The organism is Roseovarius sp. BRH_c41 (genome assembly GCF_000961715.1).
In the GTDB taxonomy this organism is placed as follows: domain Bacteria; phylum Pseudomonadota; class Alphaproteobacteria; order Rhodobacterales; family Rhodobacteraceae; genus Roseovarius.
The window spans coordinates 20,670-36,962 of sequence record NZ_LADY01000063.1 but is presented as its reverse complement, the minus strand read 5'-3'; the positions used below and the strand labels follow the sequence as shown (position 1 = coordinate 36,962).

17 protein-coding genes are annotated in these 16,293 nt (G+C 59.8%); 10 read left to right on the top strand and 7 right to left on the bottom strand.

Annotated features, from left to right (window positions below; genetic code table 11):
* The 6 genes from VR71_RS20150 to hslU all read left to right on the top strand — a co-directional run.
* Window positions 1–863: PD-(D/E)XK nuclease family protein (locus VR71_RS20150; protein ID WP_296430656.1), on the top strand; the 863-nt coding region annotated here is incomplete at its 5' end.
* The gene (addA, locus tag VR71_RS20145; RefSeq protein ID WP_045686309.1) at window positions 860–4,231 is read left to right on the top strand and encodes a double-strand break repair helicase AddA; all 3,372 of its coding nucleotides are present in this window, start codon (window positions 860–862) and stop codon (window positions 4,229–4,231) included. The genes VR71_RS20150 and addA, both read left to right, overlap by 4 nt.
* A gap of 59 nt (window positions 4,232–4,290) precedes the next feature.
* Window positions 4,291–4,611 carry a thioredoxin gene (gene trxA, locus VR71_RS20140; RefSeq protein WP_009816961.1) on the top strand — a complete coding sequence of 107 codons (321 nt, stop codon included), beginning with the start codon at window positions 4,291–4,293 and terminating at the stop codon, window positions 4,609–4,611.
* An 81-nt stretch (window positions 4,612–4,692) separates the two neighbouring features.
* Window positions 4,693–5,841 carry an amidohydrolase gene (locus tag VR71_RS20135; RefSeq protein ID WP_045686308.1) on the top strand — a complete coding sequence of 383 codons (1,149 nt, stop codon included), beginning with the start codon at window positions 4,693–4,695 and terminating at the stop codon, window positions 5,839–5,841.
* Between the two features lie 65 nt (window positions 5,842–5,906).
* Entirely contained in the window at window positions 5,907–6,461 is a 555-nt protein-coding gene (hslV, locus tag VR71_RS20130; RefSeq protein ID WP_045686307.1) for an ATP-dependent protease subunit HslV, read from the top strand.
* A complete protein-coding gene (gene hslU, locus VR71_RS20125; protein WP_045686306.1) occupies window positions 6,458–7,765 on the top strand; it encodes an ATP-dependent protease ATPase subunit HslU in 1,308 nt (435 codons plus the stop codon). Before hslV ends, hslU begins: the two co-directional genes overlap by 4 nt.
* Before the next feature lie 62 nt (window positions 7,766–7,827).
* Here the strand turns inward: hslU and VR71_RS25290 are convergent, their stop codons facing one another.
* The 3 genes from VR71_RS25290 to VR71_RS20115 form a co-directional block, all read right to left on the bottom strand.
* Window positions 7,828–8,289, bottom strand: coding sequence for a hypothetical protein (locus VR71_RS25290; RefSeq protein WP_296430655.1), 462 nt, complete (start codon window positions 8,287–8,289; stop codon window positions 7,828–7,830).
* A gap of 6 nt (window positions 8,290–8,295) precedes the next feature.
* Window positions 8,296–8,643 carry a hypothetical protein gene (locus VR71_RS20120; protein WP_045686305.1) on the bottom strand — a complete coding sequence of 116 codons (348 nt, stop codon included), beginning with the start codon at window positions 8,641–8,643 and terminating at the stop codon, window positions 8,296–8,298.
* A 152-nt stretch (window positions 8,644–8,795) separates the two neighbouring features.
* Window positions 8,796–9,602: a hypothetical protein gene (locus tag VR71_RS20115; RefSeq protein WP_045686304.1), complete on the bottom strand. Its 807-nt coding sequence runs from the start codon at window positions 9,600–9,602 to the stop codon at window positions 8,796–8,798.
* Between the two features lie 230 nt (window positions 9,603–9,832).
* Here VR71_RS20115 and VR71_RS20110 point away from each other — a divergent pair, with 230 nt between their 5' ends.
* Together VR71_RS20110 and VR71_RS20105 are read left to right on the top strand one after the other, a co-directional pair.
* Complete coding sequence (locus VR71_RS20110) at window positions 9,833–10,408, top strand: hypothetical protein (protein ID WP_045686303.1); 576 nt, start codon at window positions 9,833–9,835, stop codon at window positions 10,406–10,408.
* 327 nt (window positions 10,409–10,735) lie between these two features.
* Window positions 10,736–11,959, top strand: a complete 1,224-nt coding sequence (locus VR71_RS20105; RefSeq protein WP_045686302.1) for an MFS transporter — start codon at window positions 10,736–10,738, stop codon at window positions 11,957–11,959.
* On the opposite strand, the gene VR71_RS20100 is transcribed toward VR71_RS20105, so the two are convergent.
* The 3 genes from VR71_RS20100 to VR71_RS20090 are packed head-to-tail and all read right to left on the bottom strand — an operon-like array spanning window position 11,942 to window position 14,228.
* The gene (locus tag VR71_RS20100) at window positions 11,942–12,535 is read right to left on the bottom strand and encodes a Smr/MutS family protein (RefSeq protein ID WP_045686301.1); all 594 of its coding nucleotides are present in this window, start codon (window positions 12,533–12,535) and stop codon (window positions 11,942–11,944) included. The genes VR71_RS20105 and VR71_RS20100 overlap by 18 nt on opposite strands.
* Window positions 12,532–13,572 carry a murein transglycosylase A gene (locus tag VR71_RS20095; RefSeq protein WP_296430654.1) on the bottom strand — a complete coding sequence of 347 codons (1,041 nt, stop codon included), beginning with the start codon at window positions 13,570–13,572 and terminating at the stop codon, window positions 12,532–12,534. The genes VR71_RS20100 and VR71_RS20095 overlap by 4 nt, the downstream gene beginning before the upstream one ends.
* Window positions 13,569–14,228, bottom strand: coding sequence for a Tim44/TimA family putative adaptor protein (locus VR71_RS20090; RefSeq protein ID WP_045686300.1), 660 nt, complete (start codon window positions 14,226–14,228; stop codon window positions 13,569–13,571). The genes VR71_RS20095 and VR71_RS20090 overlap by 4 nt, the downstream gene beginning before the upstream one ends.
* A gap of 109 nt (window positions 14,229–14,337) precedes the next feature.
* Here VR71_RS20090 and VR71_RS20085 point away from each other — a divergent pair, with 109 nt between their 5' ends.
* The gene (locus VR71_RS20085; protein ID WP_045686299.1) at window positions 14,338–14,802 is read left to right on the top strand and encodes an FxsA family protein; all 465 of its coding nucleotides are present in this window, start codon (window positions 14,338–14,340) and stop codon (window positions 14,800–14,802) included.
* A 226-nt stretch (window positions 14,803–15,028) separates the two neighbouring features.
* A complete protein-coding gene (locus VR71_RS20080; protein WP_045686298.1) occupies window positions 15,029–15,268 on the top strand; it encodes a hypothetical protein in 240 nt (79 codons plus the stop codon).
* A gap of 376 nt (window positions 15,269–15,644) precedes the next feature.
* On the opposite strand, the gene VR71_RS25285 is transcribed toward VR71_RS20080, so the two are convergent.
* The gene (locus VR71_RS25285) at window positions 15,645–16,292 is read right to left on the bottom strand and encodes a DUF4145 domain-containing protein (RefSeq protein ID WP_296430652.1); all 648 of its coding nucleotides are present in this window, start codon (window positions 16,290–16,292) and stop codon (window positions 15,645–15,647) included.
* Window position 16,293 lies beyond the last annotated feature (1 nt).

Genomic DNA, 16,293 nt, shown 5'->3' with positions numbered 1-16,293 from the left:
CCCGCGCTGCCCGCCCGGCGCCCGCCCCGCCCGTCGCCGTGCGACCTGATCACCTGACCGTGACCGAGATCAAGCGTCTCATTCGCGATCCCTATGCCATCTATGCCCGCCATATCCTCAAACTGCGCCCGCTCGATCCGCTCATGCGCGCGCCCGATGCGCTGTTGCGCGGCACCGTGCTGCATGAAATCCTCGAAGGCTTCATTCGCGAAACGCTGGAGCATCCTGCGCAGTGCACCCACGCCACGCTTATGCGCCATGCAGAGACTGTTCTGGCCCAAAACGTGCCTTGGGCCGAGGCGCGCGCCCTTTGGCTGGCGCGGCTCGAACGGGTGGCTGACTGGTTTATAGACACTGAGGCGCAGCGTCGCGCGCTGGCCCATCCCGTGCATTTCGAAGCCGCGGGGCGCGCGACCCTGCCGGATCTGGGCTTTACCCTCTCTGCCAAAGCCGACCGGCTAGATCTCGACGATCTGGGGCGACTGCATATCTACGATTACAAAACCGGCGCGCCCCCTTCGACCAAGGAACAGACCAGTTTCGACAAGCAATTGCTGCTTGAGGCCGCGATTGCCACCCGTTCAGGCTTTGAGGGCATGGGTCCGACCCGTGTCGCCCGCGCGGTATTCATCGGACTTGGCAGCCCTCCCAAAGAGCTGGACGCCCCTCTCGATACAGAACCACCGGACAAGATCTGGTCAGAGTTTCACGCCCTGATGTCGGCCTATTTCGACCCTGATATGGGCTATACCGCCCGCCGCGCGCCGCGCATGGCCGAGGATGATGGCGATTACGATCAACTGGCACGGTATGGCGAATGGGAAATGACCGACTCGCCGCATGTGACAAAGGTGGGCCAATGACCGCGCGCGACGCCGCCACCCAGGCGCAGGTCGAGGCCGCGCGCCCCGACCTTTCGACATGGCTCTCGGCCAATGCCGGGTCGGGCAAGACGCGGGTACTGACCGACCGCGTGGCGCGGCTTTTGCTCGATGGGGTCAATCCCCAGCATATCCTCTGCCTAACCTACACCAAGGCCGCCGCCTCCGAGATGCAAAACCGTCTCTTTCGCCGCCTTGGGGCGTGGGCGATGCTGGCCGATGACGCGCTCATGCAGGAGCTTGACCTCTTGGGTCATGAGGGGGCTATCACCGATCAGACCCTGCGCGACGCCCGCCGCCTCTTTGCCCGTGCGATCGAGACACCGGGCGGGCTGAAAATCCAGACGATCCACTCCTTCTGCGCCTCTCTCCTGCGCCGCTTTCCGCTCGAGGCGGGTGTCACACCGCAATTCACCGAGATGGAGGATCGCACCGCCACCCTCCTGCGCGCCGAGATTGTCGAGGACCTAGCCGCCGGGCCGCAGGCCGCCACATTCTACGCCCTTGCCAGACACTATTCCGGCGAAACTCTCGAAAAACTGACCGCCGATATTGTCCGCCATCGCACAGGCTTTGCCCAAGATCTCAGCGATGCAGAGCTTGCTACCCTCTTTGATCAGCCCAAGGGTCTCAGCCCCGAGATGATCCGCGACCGGGTGTTTCTGGGCAATGAACAAGCGCTCTTGGATCAACTTGTGCCCGCGCTTCAGGCGGGATCGACCAATGATGTCAAAGCTGCCGCGAAACTGGTGCAAATTTCTGCACTCGACCTGCGCGCACTGCCGTTCTTGGAGGATGTCTTTCTCACCGGAAAATCCTCGAAATCGCCGTTTTCCGCCAAATTAGGCTCGTTTCCAACCAAGGCGACCCAAGTCACCCTCGCCCCTGTCATGCCGCAGATCGAGCAATGGATGCTGCGCGTCGAGGATACGCGCCCTGCGCGTCTGGCCCTCCTTGCCATGCAGAAAACCCGCGCTTTGCACGATTTCGCCCGTGCTTTCCTGCCTGCCTATGAACGGGCCAAGCAACTGCGTGGCCTGCTCGATTTCGATGATCTGATTCTGCGCGCCCGCGATCTTTTGACTGCTCCGGCGGTTGCGGCTTGGGTGCTCTATCGTCTTGATGGCGGTATCGACCATATTCTGGTGGACGAGGCGCAGGATACCAGCCCCGTGCAATGGCAGGTGATCGAACGCTTGGCGCAGGAATTCACCTCTGGTGAGGGCGCGCGTGCCGATGTGGCCCGCACGATCTTTGTCGTGGGCGATAAAAAACAGTCGATTTATTCCTTCCAAGGTGCCGATCCGCGCGAATTCGACCGCATGCAGCGGGAGTTTGGCCTGCGTCTGAGCGCCACCAACAGCCCCCTGCAATCGCATGTTCTGGCCTATTCCTTCCGCTCGTCGCGGGCGATCCTGACCACTGTCGATTGCTGCTTTGATCAGAGCAGCGAGAGCGGCTTTACGCCGGAACAGGGTCACAAAGCCTTCTTTGATACCCTCCCCGGCCGTGTCGATCTCTGGCCTGTGGTCGAGAAACCGGAAGAGGAGGAACCGCCCGCCTGGCACATGCCCGTTGACATCCGCGCCACCAACGATCCCGCGATCCTTCTGGCGCGGCAGGTGGCGGCGGCCATGCGCGACATGATCGCCGCGCGGCAGGCCATCCCCGATTCCAAATCGCCCAGCGGGTTTCGGGCCGTGCAACCGGGCGACTTCCTCATCCTTGTGCGTCGCCGTTCGGCGCTCTTTCACGAAATCATCCGCGAATGCAAGGCGCAGGGTCTGCCCATCGCCGGGGCTGACCGGCTCAAGGTCGGGGCGGAGCTTGCCGTGCGCGACCTTGAGGCGCTCTTGTCCTTCCTCGCCACGCCCGAGGATAGTCTGGCCCTCGCCATCGCCCTGCGCTCGCCGCTCTTCGGCTGGTCCGAGGCACAGCTTTACGACCTCGCTCAGGGCCGCAATCGTCCCTATCTGTGGGAGGAATTGCGCGCCCACGAGGCCGAGCATCCCGAAGTCATGGCCGTTCTCCATGATCTCAGGAACCATGCCGATTTCCTGCGCCCCTATGACCTGATCGAGCGTGTCCTGACCCGCCACGATGGCCGCCGCCGCCTGCTCGCCCGTCTGGGGACCGAGGCCGAGGATGGCATCGACGCCCTTCTGGCACAGGCCATGGCCTATGAGAGCCGCGCGGTTGATAGCCTCACTGGCTTTCTCGTCTGGATGGAAACCGACGATCTTGAGATCAAGCGCCAACTCGACAGCGCCGGCAACCGCATCCGCGTGATGACCGTGCATGGCGCCAAGGGGCTGGAGGCGCCCGTGGTGATCCTGCCTGAATGCGGCACATGGCGCATGCCGAACGCACCACAGATCGTGACGCAAAGCGGCCATGCGCTCTGGACCGGGCGCGCCGATGACATGCCCCCCACCTTGGCCAAGGCGATCGAGGCCGAGCGCCGAGCGCTGCTCGCGGAACGTGACCGCCTGCTCTATGTCGCCATGACCCGGGCCGAGACTTGGCTGATCGTCGCCGCCCATGGCGATTTGGGCAAGCAGGGTGACACCTGGTATGACAAGGTGCAGCGCGGGATGCAGGCGGCAGGTGCCGTGCCACACAGCTTCGTTCAAGGCCCCGGTTTCCGCCTCGATCACGGCATTTGGGCTGAAACAGAGACTGTATCCGCGCCGCCTGCACCCTCTCGGACAGTCACCCTCGATCCGCTCTTTCAGCGCCCCGCGCCGCTCCCTGCGCGCCTCAAAACGCTGAGCCCTTCGGACTTGGGCGGTGCCAAGGCGCTGCCCGGTGAGCGTGGGCTGGATGAAGAGGCCGCCAAGCGGCGCGGTCGCCAGATTCACCGCCTCCTTGAATTCCTGCCCACCGTGCCCGCCGCCGACTGGCCCGGCACCGCCGCGCGGCTTCTCTCCAACGGCAGCGATGCCGCGACAGGCGACGAACTCGCCCTCCTGCTGGCTGAGGCGGATAAGGTACTGACCCGGCCCAGCCTGAGCTCGCTCTTCACCCCCGATGCGCTGACCGAGGTGGCGGTCACCGCCCATCTCGCGGCCCTGCATGGGCGGCGCATTCACGGCATCATCGACCGTCTGATTATTGACGAAACCCGCATTCTGGCCGTGGATTTCAAGACCAACGCGCTGGTGCCCGAAACGGCGCGCGACTGCCCCGATGCCCTCCTGCGGCAGATGGGGGCCTATGCCCATGCGCTGTCCCAACTCTACCCTGATCGCCGCATCGACACCGCAATCCTCTGGACCCGCACCGCCACGCTCATGGACCTCCCCCACGATCTTGTGACTGCGACACTTGAATCCACTACCATCGCTTGACGCGCCCGGTCCGGCTACATAGGTTCAGGCTCGAAACCCTGATCGCTAGGAGAAAAGACATGGCCACCGTTGCCGTCACCGATGCCACATTCGACGCCGAAGTCAAGAATTCCAACATCCCCGTCGTGGTGGATTTCTGGGCCGAATGGTGCGGCCCGTGCAAACAGATCGGCCCCGTGCTCGAAGAGCTGTCGACCGAGATGTCCGGCAAGATCAAGATCGTCAAAGTTGATGTCGACAGCAATCCGAATTCCGCCGTCGCCATGGGCGTGCGCGGCATCCCGGCGCTCTTCATCTTCAAGGATGGGCAGGTTGTCTCGAACCGCGCTGGCGCTGCCCCCAAGGCTGCACTTCAGAGCTGGATCGAAGACAGCATCTGAGACCGCGGAAATACCTCGTGGAAGGGGGTCGCGCCTGTCGCGGCCCTTTTTCTTTGTCCAGAAAACCTGCATGATCGCCCCATGACCCTGACCAATGCCGACATCACAGAGCTAACCGCCCTGCGCCGCGTGTTGCACCAACACCCTGAGGTGTCGGGGCAAGAGCAGGGGACCGCACTGCGCATCACCGACGTGCTTGGCGCTCACACGCCCGATAGGCTCGTGACCGGGCTTGGCGGCCATGGCGTAGCGGCGGTCTATGAGGGGCGTGACCACGGCCCGACTCTCCTCTTTCGCTGTGAACTTGACGCGCTGCCGATCACCGAGCAGGGCGATCTGCCGCACCGCTCGACCGTGCCGGGCACGGGGCATCTCTGCGGTCATGACGGGCATATGGCAGTGCTGCTGGCGCTCGCCCGGCTGTTGTCGCGCGAACGCCCTGCACGCGGGCGTGTGGTCCTGCTCTTTCAACCCGCAGAGGAAACCGGTGCGGGGGCAGAGGCAGTGCTGAGCGACCCAATATTCGAGACTATTTCACCAGATTATGCCTTTTCCCTGCACAATATGCCGGGCCTGCCGTTGGGTCACGTCGGCCTGATCCCCGGCCCGGTCAACTGCGCCTCGCGTGGCATGGCCGTCACTCTCACCGGCAAATCTGCCCATGCGTCAGAGCCGGAGAATGGCCACTCACCGATGCAAACACTGGCCCATCTCATGCCTGCGCTGACCGCCCTCAGCCACGGCACGCCCCAAGACAGCAATTTCACGCTGGTCACGGTGACACATGCCCAAATGGGCGCCCCCGCCTTTGGCATCGCGCCGGGTGAGGCGACGCTCTACGTCACCCTACGCACCCTGATCGACGCGCAAATGCAGGCGCTCTGCGAACAGGCCGAAACGCTGGTGACCGAGTCCGCAGCCGCGCATGGCCTCACCGTCGAAATCAGCTATCACGACATCTTCACGCATTGCGAAAATGACCCGGATGCGACCTTGATCTTGTGCAATGCGCTGGATGCGTTGGAGGTGCCGCATGACGCACGCGGCCTGCCAATGCGCGCGTCCGAGGATTTTGGCCGCTTCGGTCATCACGCCAAGGCCGCGATGCTCTTTCTTGGGGCGGGCACCCATCACGCAGCGCTGCACAACCCTGATTACGATTTCCCCGATGACCTCATCCCCATCGGCGCGCGGATTTTTCATCAGGTCGCCCGCGACCTCTTGGGTTAACCCACCCTTGCACCCTGTGCCGCCGCCTTCCATATAGGGCAGAACGAAAACGGAGGCCCTGAGACATGAGCGATTTTCCCGGTTGGCATGGCACCACCATCATCGGCGTGCGGCGCGGCGGCGAGGTTGTCGTCGCCGGAGACGGGCAGGTCAGCCTTGGCCAGACCGTCATCAAGGGCACCGCCCGCAAAGTGCGCCGCCTCTCGCCCGGCGGCTATGATGTGGTGGCCGGATTCGCCGGATCGACTGCGGATGCCTTTACCCTGCTCGAACGGCTGGAAACCAAGCTCGAGGCGACACCGGGACAGTTGCAACGCGCTTGCGTGGAATTGGCCAAGGACTGGCGCACCGACAAATACCTGCAAAAGCTGGAGGCGATGCTGATCGTCACCGATGGCGATCAGCTCTATGTCATCACCGGAGCCGGCGACGTGCTGGAGCCCGAGCATGACGTGGCCGCCATCGGCTCGGGCGGCAATTTCGCCCTCGCCGCTGCGCGCGGCCTGGCCGAGAACCCCAGCCTCACCGCCGAGGAGATCGCCCGCCGCGCCATGGCCATCGCCGCCGACATCTGCGTCTACACCAATGGCAACCTGACGGTGGAAAGGATTTCCAAATGACCGACCTGACCCCGCGAGAGATTGTCTCGGAGCTGGACCGCTACATCATCGGCCAGAACGACGCCAAACGCGCTGTCGCCGTGGCCTTGCGCAACCGCTGGCGGCGCAAGCAGCTTTCGGATGATTTGCGCGATGAGGTGTATCCCAAGAACATCCTGATGATCGGCCCCACCGGCGTCGGCAAAACTGAAATCTCCCGCCGCTTGGCCAAACTCGCCCGCGCCCCCTTCATCAAGGTCGAGGCGACCAAATTCACCGAAGTCGGCTATGTAGGTCGCGACGTCGAGCAGATCATCCGCGATCTCGTTGACAGCGCCATCGCCCAGACCCGCGACTGGATGCGCGAAGACGTCAAGACCCGCGCCGAGCATGCCGCCGAGGAACGCGTGATCACGGCCATCGCCGGTGAGGATGCGCGTGAGGGCACCCGCGAGATGTTCCGCAAGAAACTGCGCGATGGCCTGCTGGACGACACCATGATCGACGTCGAGGTGGCCGATACCTCCAACCCCTTGGGCATGATGGATATTCCCGGCCAGCCCGGCAGCCAGATGGGCATGATGAATCTGGGCGATATCTTTGGCAAAGCGTTCGGTCAACGCACCACCACCAAGCGCGTGAGCGTCGCTGACAGCTATGCCCTGCTGATCGGAGAAGAGGCCGACAAACTCTTGGACGATGAAGCGGTCAATCGCACGGCCCTTGAGGCGGTCGAACAGAACGGCATCGTCTTTCTTGATGAGATCGACAAGGTCTGCGCCCGCTCCGACGCCCGCGGCGCCGATGTCAGCCGCGAAGGCGTGCAGCGCGACCTCCTGCCGCTGATCGAGGGCACCACCGTTTCGACCAAGTATGGCGCAGTCAAGACCGACCATATCCTCTTCATTGCCTCCGGCGCCTTCCACATCGCCAAACCGTCAGACCTCTTGCCCGAACTGCAAGGCCGCCTGCCCATCCGGGTCGAGCTGCGCGCCCTGACCGAGGCCGATTTCGTCCGCATCCTGACCGAGACCGACAACGCCCTCACCCTGCAATACACCGCCCTCATGGACACCGAAGAGGTGACGGTCACCTTCACCGAAGACGGCATCGCGGCGCTGGCCCATATCGCGGCAGAGGTCAATCAATCGGTCGAAAACATCGGCGCCCGCCGCCTCTACACCGTGATGGAACGGGTGTTCGAAGAGCTCTCCTTCACCGCCCCCGACCGCTCCGGCGAGAGCGTGGTGGTGGATGCGGGGTTCGTGGACAAGAACTTGGGCGAGCTGATGAAATCAGCGGATTTGTCGAGGTATGTTTTGTGAGGGCGCGTTGGATGTTAATTACCTGTCAGACTGCTCTGACCTAGATTATTCCGACGAAATAACTAATCAAAAAAAACTCTTTCTACTTTAGCCTGAAAAACATCCACCAATCTATCTCGATATCCTCTTAAGAACCCTTTAGTATAACTGGCATCGGCCCTTACGATCTTCGCGTGAGCTCGATCCCATGGTGCTGGTGGATAGTTTTCAATGGGGTCTGGATAAACTTCGAATACCTTTGCGCCATTTTGAGATGTAATTAACCGTACGTCCTCAGCCCGCCCCAATGCAAAGCCCCACTTTTCGCGACCACGGCTAGGATTTTCGTAAGTGATGAGCTTGTGTTTTATCCAATCATTGCTTGGAAGAAGTACTAAACGATCAACCGAAACACTTTTTCCAGCTTTTCCTATGAGTTCATCAACTGGAAAAGCTTCATTTTCCAATTTACCATTAGAAGAGGTCATTCTGTCTGTGAAGAGCACTCTTACAAGGTCTTCTCCATTTCCTATTCTGTCGCTCATCTGCGGTTACTGAGCAGCCAACTGAATTGCGGCCTCGATAAGCTCGTCGGGTAAGGTCGCACCGTCCCACTGCACATCACCGTAAGCAGTCTTGGAGATGTCGAGGTCGTTTCTGATGTGGTATGACAACTCACCATTCCCACATACTCCGATATCGAGGTAGCCCGCTGAGCAACGAAGTGAGATTGAGAACTCGCCATATGCGTCAACTGAAACATGCGGTTCCAAAAAGTCAGAGAATATGCCGGAGTTTATTATCCTAGTGGCCTCAACTGCAGCTGTCCGAATTTTAGCTGTTTCAACGCCTTCGCAAAATGCCTTAGCCGCCTGATATTTAGAAAAAACCTGGGTCATCTGAACAGGTTCTCTCGGCCCCGTAGCATGAGGTCTTTTAGATGCCAGATACGCTCGCCCGATCCATGTTTGGCTGGAAGTGTTCACTGTATCAGAGTTAGTGTCTCGATACGCTCCACCGAAAGTCTCGTATTCCAGTTTTGATGATGCAATCATTGCCCCAACCCCATTCTCTTGAGCAGGTCATTTACGAAAATCGACCTAATTGTTACTTTATTCTTGTCGTGAAAATCTTCGAAAGTTTCCGTAACGCGACCAGTGACATTTCCGCCTTCCAATAGATCTTTTAATCGGATCGCCGCTTTAAGTCTGAGGGAAAAAGTGTTCGAGATTGAGGTAACTACTTGATCGCCAGTCAGAAACGAGCGTGCCTCCACTCGCTCTAGAACTTCAGATCTTTCGTTTGGGCTGTGAAATAGACCTGAAGAAAAATCCCACCTCGGATCCTCATATGACAGCAACCCTTCCGGCACCCAATTTCCCTTCTTTAGAATATTTTTGCTCAGCAAAGCTCCTTTGTTATTGGGAATAACTTTTTCTGTGAACGTGTCAGTCACTTTGTAATCTATGGAACCCACAAATTTAAAAGTATCGACACAATTCAAGAGTAATTTTAAACGGTTCTGAACTGACGGCCAAATTTCTGCCCAATTGGTGTACTGCATGCTTGAAACAGAAACGGCGTTTTCGCCAAACTGACCGCTCCACTCCGGCTTTCCGTTTCTCCCGAAGTCGTTAAGGACTTTAATAACTGGTTTAGGCGGTTGAGGTCCTTCACCCACCATCACTTGAAAAACGTCGGGCTCGTCAATGGCCCTAAACAATTCTTCAATTTCAGGTCGGCGTTCATCAAATCGCCCCTCATCTGCCGAATCGAGAGGTGAACGAAAAACCAGAGTAAACTGCTCAGATTCGATCGCATGGGTGTTAGCATACAACTTGATGCTATCAATTGACATGCCCGCTCCGTCATTTGGCCGCATCCGCGATGCTCTTGGTACCATATCAATAATGTATGAATCTTACGAACTGACTGCAAGCGTGACATTTTAAAAGTGTAAGGAATTCGATCGTTACAATAATTCAATAATCGTCTTACCATACTGCCGCCCATACCCCCAATCCATATTCCCCCACCCTCCCAAATCCCCCGCTTCCCCCTCCGCACAACCCGCGCTAAACACCTCTCATGGTTGTTCCGGTCCTGCTTCTGTTCCTGTCCCTCATCGGCGTCGCTGTGGCGCTTTTGCTGCCCGGCTATGACGCGCTCCTCCTGCTGGCGGTGCCCTGTGCGATTGCAGCCTTCATCCTGTGGCTGCGCGCGGCGCTGTCCGGCAAAAAGGCCGAGCCCAACTGGATTCTGATCGACGGCTCCAATGTCATGTATTGGCGCGACAACACCCCGCAGATCGAAACGCTGCGCGAGGTCATCGCGTATCTCAAGCAGCACCGCCACACGCCTGCCGTGATCTTCGACGCCAACGCGGGCTATCTGCTGGCAGGCAAGTATCAGGACGATCACATCATGGCCAAGCACCTCGGCCTGACGGAGGATCGTGTGCTGGTCGTGCCCAAGGGCACGATTGCCGATAGCTATCTTCTGACCGTCGCGCGGGATTTCGACGCGCCGATCGTCACCAATGACCGTTACCGCGATTGGGCAGACGACTACCCGGAAATCGCCGCGCCGGGTCGGCTCATCCGAGGCGGTTATCGCGACGGGGCGCTCTGGCTCGATGGTATGAAGACGCCCACCCCGGCATGATGGTCGCGGCTCTTCGCGGCGGCAAACATGGAGCGGGCAGAGCCACCCACCGCTCGCCCTCTTAACCCCCCTCTCCCTCCCCCAAAATACCGACACAATACCGACGCGATACCCCCGCGTTACCGACCGGGTTTTTGCCCTGTTAACAAAGACCTACCCCCCGAGTCGGGCGGGTGGTCAGGGCGCGCCGGTCTCCCCGGTCACAGCTCTGTCAGCCCCCCCGGTATCTCACCCGCTTCACTGTTCCAAAAATACTCAAACCCAAGCTGTCCAGCAGATCAGCCGGTTGGGTCTTTCCTCTCGCGGCGTTTCACGCGAACAAGGGGCATGCCGATTCTAACCTTCCTCCGTGACAACGCCCCCTGGCTCACCGCCGGGGTTTTATTGACCTTTTTCAGTAGCTTCGGCCAAACCTATTTCATCTCGATCTTCGCAGGCGAGATCCGCGAGACCTTCGGTCTCAGCCATGGCCAATGGGGCGGGGTCTATATGCTGGGCACCACCGCCTCGGCCTTGGTGATGGTCTGGGCCGGGGGTCTCACCGACCACTTTCGCGTGCGACGGCTGGCGCCCCTGGTGCTGGCAATGATGGTCGGCGCCTGTCTTTTCATGGCCGCCAACCCGGTCTGGTGGCTCCTGCCCCTGGTGATCTTCGCCCTGCGTTTCACCGGCCAAGGCATGATGAGCCACCTCGCCGTGGTCGCGATGGCCCGCTGGTTCGTGGCGGCACGCGGCAAAGCCCTCTCCATCGCCACCCTCGGCTTCGCCCTCGGCGAGGCCTTCTTGCCGCTGATCTTCGTCTCGCTCCTACGGGTGCACGACTGGCGAGTCCTCTGGGTTGCCGCCGGCATCGTTGCAGCCATCGGCATCCCGCTTCTGCTTCTCCTGTTGCGGCGGGAACGCACGCCGCAGAGCTGGGCTCAGACCAGCCAATCGCTCGGCATGGACGCGCGACATTGGACCCGCAACCAGTCGCTTAGGCATTACCTTTTCTGGTTCATGGTGCCAGCCCTGCTTGGTCCCTCAGCCTTCAACACTGCGTTCTTCTTTCATCAAGTGCACATTGCAGAGGTCAAGGCGGTAAGCCACGTGGCGTTGGTGGCAATGTTTCCGATCTATACGGCCGTGGGCATCGGCGCGATGATCCTCTCGGGCTGGGCGCTTGACCGCATTGGCACGGCGCGGCTCCTGCCCTTCATGCAATTGCCGATGGTCGTGGCCTTTCTCTGCTTCGCCATGGCGGATGGTCCGGGCCTGTTACTCGCGGGGTTTGTGTTTCTCGCAATGACCACAGGGGCGAACAGCACACTGCCAAATGCCTTTTGGGCCGAGTTCTATGGCACCGCCCACCTTGGCAGCATCAAGGCCATGGCTGCTGCGCTCATGGTATTTGGCTCTGCCATCGGGCCGGGTCTGACTGGGCTGGGGATAGACCTGGGCCTAGGAATCGAAGCACAATTCGTGATCATTGCAGGCTATTTCATCTTCACCAGCGTCATGATGGCCATCGGGGTGTCGCGGGCGCGCCCGTCTCTATCTCTGACGCCTTAGATACACGTAATAGGCCCCGCCACCGCCGTGTTTCAGATGCGCCTCAGTGATCTGCAACACCAAAGGCGCGAGCGGCGGCATTCGCAACCAGTGCGGCACATTATGACGCAGGACGCCGTGCCGTACCGGGATCGGTCCCCCGGTATCGCGATCCTTGCCTTTGCCGGTGACCACCAGAACCAGCCGCAACCCCGCCGCATGCGACCGCAGAATGAACCCCATCAGCGCAGGATGCGCTCGGTCCATGGTCATGCCATGCAGGTCGATCTTGCCTTCAGGAACCAGTTTTCCGCGTTTCATCCGCTGAAACGCCTTCTTGTCCATGCTGACCGGCGCGGTGGCCAGCCGCTCTGAGATCGCAGGCAACACATCATGAGCAGGACTCGGGCGCCCAGACGTGGCACCGATCTGAAAATCCTCCAGCCGGGCCTGAACCGGGGCGTTCCGCGGATTGCGGATCATGGGTTCGGGTGCTCTGTCGTCGGATCGTGGCTCTTCGGGTCGCATGCGCTGCGCCGTGCGCGCCACCTGATGCCACAGGTCCAACTCGTCAGGCCGGACGCGCCTGCGGCTCACGGCGCCTGCTCCGGTAGCATCGCATAGGCGCGCTGAATCGGCATCAGCACCACCATCCGACCCGGATCTCGCAGCCGTCCCGCCGCCTGCCCCGCCGCATCGCCAGTACCAAAGAAGATATCAGCCCGTTGCGCACCCTTGATCGCAGAACCGGTATCCTGCGCCACCATCAGACGGCGGATCGGGCCATCGCCCTCTTTCTCGATCCAGACCGGCGCACCAAGCGGCACAAAGGCCGGATCGACCGCCACTGTGCGCCCCGTCGTCACAGAACGGTTCATCGCCCCAAGCGGTCCACGTTCTGCGGGCACATTATCCAGCCTGCGAAAAAACACATAGGACGGGTTGTGGTAAAGCAGTTCACGCCCCTCTTCCGGATTGCGCCGCGCCCAGTTCTTGATCACCTCAGCCGACACCTGATGCACCGAATAAATGCCGCGCTGCACCAGTTCGACGCCAATCGACCGATAGGGGTGGCCGTTGGCTCCGGCATAACCCACCCGGATCACCTGACCATTCTCGAGCCTGATCCGCCCTGACCCTTGGATCTGTAGAAAAAACAGTTCTACCGGATCATCGACCCAGGCAATCTCCAACCCGCGACCGCGCATCACATCCGTCGTTTCGATCTCGCGGCGTGTGATCCAGGGGTTCGACAGCCGCGCTTCGGGGGGTTCTCGGTAAACCGGGTAACGATAGCGCCCATCGGGGCGCGTCGCGCCATTCAACTCAGGTTCAAAATAGCCGGTAAAGAGCGCGGGCTTGCCTTCGGATACGATCACTGGACGGAAAAAGAGTTCAAAGAACCCCCGCGCATCCGGCCGCTGCTGTGCCAGCGCACAGAGCGCGCGCCAATCAGGGTCCTTCATATCGGGGCAGGTGTTCAGAAACACCGAGAGGGCCGCCGCGTGATCATCCTCGGGCCAGCCGTTCAGATCATCAAAGCCTAGGATTTCGTGCGACACGTCCTGCGCCGTGGCCGGTGCCCCGCACCAGAGCCACAGCCCCAGAACGATCCGCCACAGCCCTTTGGTCATTCGCCCGTTGCGACAAGCCGCCAGTTGGGATCATCCGACCCCATGATACGCTCATAGGTCCAGATATCCTTCTGACGTTTTGACTGGCCAGGTGCTCCCTCGACGATTTCGCCGTTGCTATCTCGCACGACAGACACCAATTCGCCCACATAGCGCACCGTTATTTCCGCACGTCGTGTCGCCGCATCGAATTTTGCATCGAACAGCGACAATTCCCGCACCCCAATGAACTCCGCCTCGATGCTCAGCCCCTGCTGCTCGCGGGAATCGACCACCTGCGCAAAGGTCTCATAGACCTCCCGATCGAGAAACGGCGTGATCTCATCCAGCTTGCCCCGCTCAAAGGCCATCAGGATCATCTCATAGGCGCCGCGCGCCCCTTGCAAGAAGGTCGTGACACTGAAATCCGGCTCGATCCGCTTCATATCGGCCAAGGCGCCGGCTGCCTCAGAATCCTCGGGCACATGATCAACGATGTCGTGATCCGGTCCGCCCTCGATCACCTCGAACTCACGGCGGCGGCTGGTCTCGGGTGTGGGCGCGCTGCGGGCCGGACCTTCAAATCCGTCGCGCGTGCCCAGAACACTCTTCAGCCGCAAAATCAAAAAGATGGCGATACCGGCAAGCACCAGTAACTGCAAAATCGGCGAATTCATGGGCACCTCTTGTTGTGCGGGGCATGGTAAGCGTCAACGCTCGTTCTTATGTAGGGGTTGGACAGGGCCAAGTCCACCGTAAGGGTCATAAAACAAAGGAGGGCCGCGCATGTGGCTTTTTTTGGCATTTCTTGCCGTTCCGATTATCGAGATCGCATTGTTTATTCAGGTGGGCGGGCTGATCGGGCTCTGGCCGACGCTGGCGATTGTCGTGTTGACCGCCGTGATCGGCACATGGCTCCTGCGGATGCAGGGGGCGGTGGCCTTGTCAAACCTGCGCCGCTCCTTCTCTGAACTGGATGACCCCTCAGAGCCGTTGGCCCATGGGGCGATGATCCTCTTTGCGGGCGCGCTTTTGCTCACACCGGGTTTTTTCACCGACGCGGTGGGTTTTGCCCTTCTGATACCGTCGGTCCGACGAGCGGTCTTTGCGCAGGTTCGCCAACGCGTGCATGTGCAACGGTTTGAGATGGGCAACCGTCCGCCCCCCGCCAGAGAAGACGTGGTCGAGACCGAGTATCAGGACGTGACCCCCGACCACCCGCGCCAATCCCCCGACCGCAGATTGCATTAAGGCCATCCGCATCCCTCCTCGGTGCCGTTGCTGTACGGTCGCAGGATCGCCTATGGGGTGAGTTTCAGCTCGCCACATTTGAGGCGGCGCAGAGATACTCACATCACTTCCATCGGTTCTTTGCAGGAGAAACGATAGATAAATCAAATCAAATAACGGAATATCAATATTGATAACTGATCAATAAACTTGTTTTCTGAGTGCAGACAATGCAGGAGACAAGCAAATGGCATCTACACTCATCAACTCGACTCCCTCAGGATATCAGCGGTCAACAGAGCGCGCCGGGCTTTCCGCGCGGGTCGTCCGGGCCGTCGCGAAAGGGCTAGAGGTGCTGACCAGCACCACCTCACGCCGCGCATTCATCGCCGAACTTGAGGCCCGCAGCGACGCAGACCTCGCCGCTCTGGGGATCAACCGCAACCAGATCACGCGGCATGTCCATTGTGATCTGTTCTACGCCTGAGCGTGGAGGGCATTATGGGGTGGGCGATGGCCTACCCCATGGGTGCCGTGGAGTTGACTCGCGCGGATCGCAGGGCCGCGGTCTGGCGAGGCAACGGGTATGGCTGCCGCTTTATCCCTCAAAATCCGTGTGACCCCTCGACCGAGTGCGACGCCTCAAAATCGCCAGGCCGGGGGGCGGCCCGGCGATCGCGCGGCGGCGCTGCGCGCCTTGATTCCGCGCGGAGCACTGTCCACACCGCATATTTACGGAAGCGTCATTCCCGCGAAGGCGGGGATCTCTTGAAGCCTTTCCCGCGCTGTTGTCAGAGCTTCCCGCCTTCGCGGGAATGATGATGTTTATGGTTGGTTGGTCACCACTCTAGGCATGCTACTGTTCAGTCGGAATTTTCAAGCTTCGACTTAGCAGCCGCAACTTTCGCCGGTAGACTAAAGGCATATGTCAAAAACAGATCACAGAAGTCGCGGGCTGCTGAACAGTCTTCCTTTGTGGGGTCTTCGTCATCTTCATGCATCGAGGTGTTGCCAAAAAGCCGGACCTGATCAAGGAGCTCTATCATTGAATGGGGTAGCAATCCTTCCGTTTCAAGCTGGCGGATACGTTTGTTCAACATGCCAGATAAATCAGGCTTGATTTTCTTGACCGCCCTTTCAACCGTCTTTCGGTAACAGGACCCTGCAGCACTATACAAACCAACAGCATAGGCTTGCTCAGCCTCCTGAAGAGGTTTCTTAACGTTTTCAGGAATATCCGAAGGAATTCTTGGTTGAGCCTTGCTGGGTGAAACAAATCTTAGATCAAAGGAACGCGTAATTGGTCCACCGTTACCCGTTCCAATCAATTCCGGGCCATAACCTGTTGATCTATACTGAAATTTAAGAAGAACCTGCTTTTTACATCCTCCACACTGAGCTAAAGCATACCGTTGGTTGGGTGCCGCTAGGCTTATTGCTTCCACGGTGAGGTCAAAACTGGAGTGCGATGTTCCACAATAGGGACAATCTATGGATACACTTGCCGTCATA

What these genes read in the sequence shown, in the direction of transcription:
- VR71_RS20120 (WP_045686305.1), bottom strand. Translation starts at nt 8,643, where the DNA reads ATGACCCAGGTTTTTTCTAAATATCAGGCGGCTAAGGCATTTTGCGAA.
- VR71_RS20095 (WP_296430654.1), bottom strand. Translation starts at nt 13,572, where the DNA reads ATGACCAAAGGGCTGTGGCGGATCGTTCTGGGGCTGTGGCTCTGGTGC.
- VR71_RS20085 (WP_045686299.1), top strand. Translation starts at nt 14,338, where the DNA reads ATGTGGCTTTTTTTGGCATTTCTTGCCGTTCCGATTATCGAGATCGCA.
- VR71_RS25285 (WP_296430652.1), bottom strand. Translation starts at nt 16,292, where the DNA reads ATGACGGCAAGTGTATCCATAGATTGTCCCTATTGTGGAACATCGCAC.
- VR71_RS20110 (WP_045686303.1), top strand. Translation starts at nt 9,833, where the DNA reads ATGGTTGTTCCGGTCCTGCTTCTGTTCCTGTCCCTCATCGGCGTCGCT.
- VR71_RS25290 (WP_296430655.1), bottom strand. Translation starts at nt 8,289, where the DNA reads ATGAGCGACAGAATAGGAAATGGAGAAGACCTTGTAAGAGTGCTCTTC.
- VR71_RS20090 (WP_045686300.1), bottom strand. Translation starts at nt 14,228, where the DNA reads ATGAATTCGCCGATTTTGCAGTTACTGGTGCTTGCCGGTATCGCCATC.
- VR71_RS20105 (WP_045686302.1), top strand. Translation starts at nt 10,736, where the DNA reads ATGCCGATTCTAACCTTCCTCCGTGACAACGCCCCCTGGCTCACCGCC.
- VR71_RS20135 (WP_045686308.1), top strand. Translation starts at nt 4,693, where the DNA reads ATGACCCTGACCAATGCCGACATCACAGAGCTAACCGCCCTGCGCCGC.
- VR71_RS20080 (WP_045686298.1), top strand. Translation starts at nt 15,029, where the DNA reads ATGGCATCTACACTCATCAACTCGACTCCCTCAGGATATCAGCGGTCA.
- hslV (WP_045686307.1), top strand. Translation starts at nt 5,907, where the DNA reads ATGAGCGATTTTCCCGGTTGGCATGGCACCACCATCATCGGCGTGCGG.
- addA (WP_045686309.1), top strand. Translation starts at nt 860, where the DNA reads ATGACCGCGCGCGACGCCGCCACCCAGGCGCAGGTCGAGGCCGCGCGC.
- hslU (WP_045686306.1), top strand. Translation starts at nt 6,458, where the DNA reads ATGACCGACCTGACCCCGCGAGAGATTGTCTCGGAGCTGGACCGCTAC.
- trxA (WP_009816961.1), top strand. Translation starts at nt 4,291, where the DNA reads ATGGCCACCGTTGCCGTCACCGATGCCACATTCGACGCCGAAGTCAAG.
- VR71_RS20115 (WP_045686304.1), bottom strand. Translation starts at nt 9,602, where the DNA reads ATGTCAATTGATAGCATCAAGTTGTATGCTAACACCCATGCGATCGAA.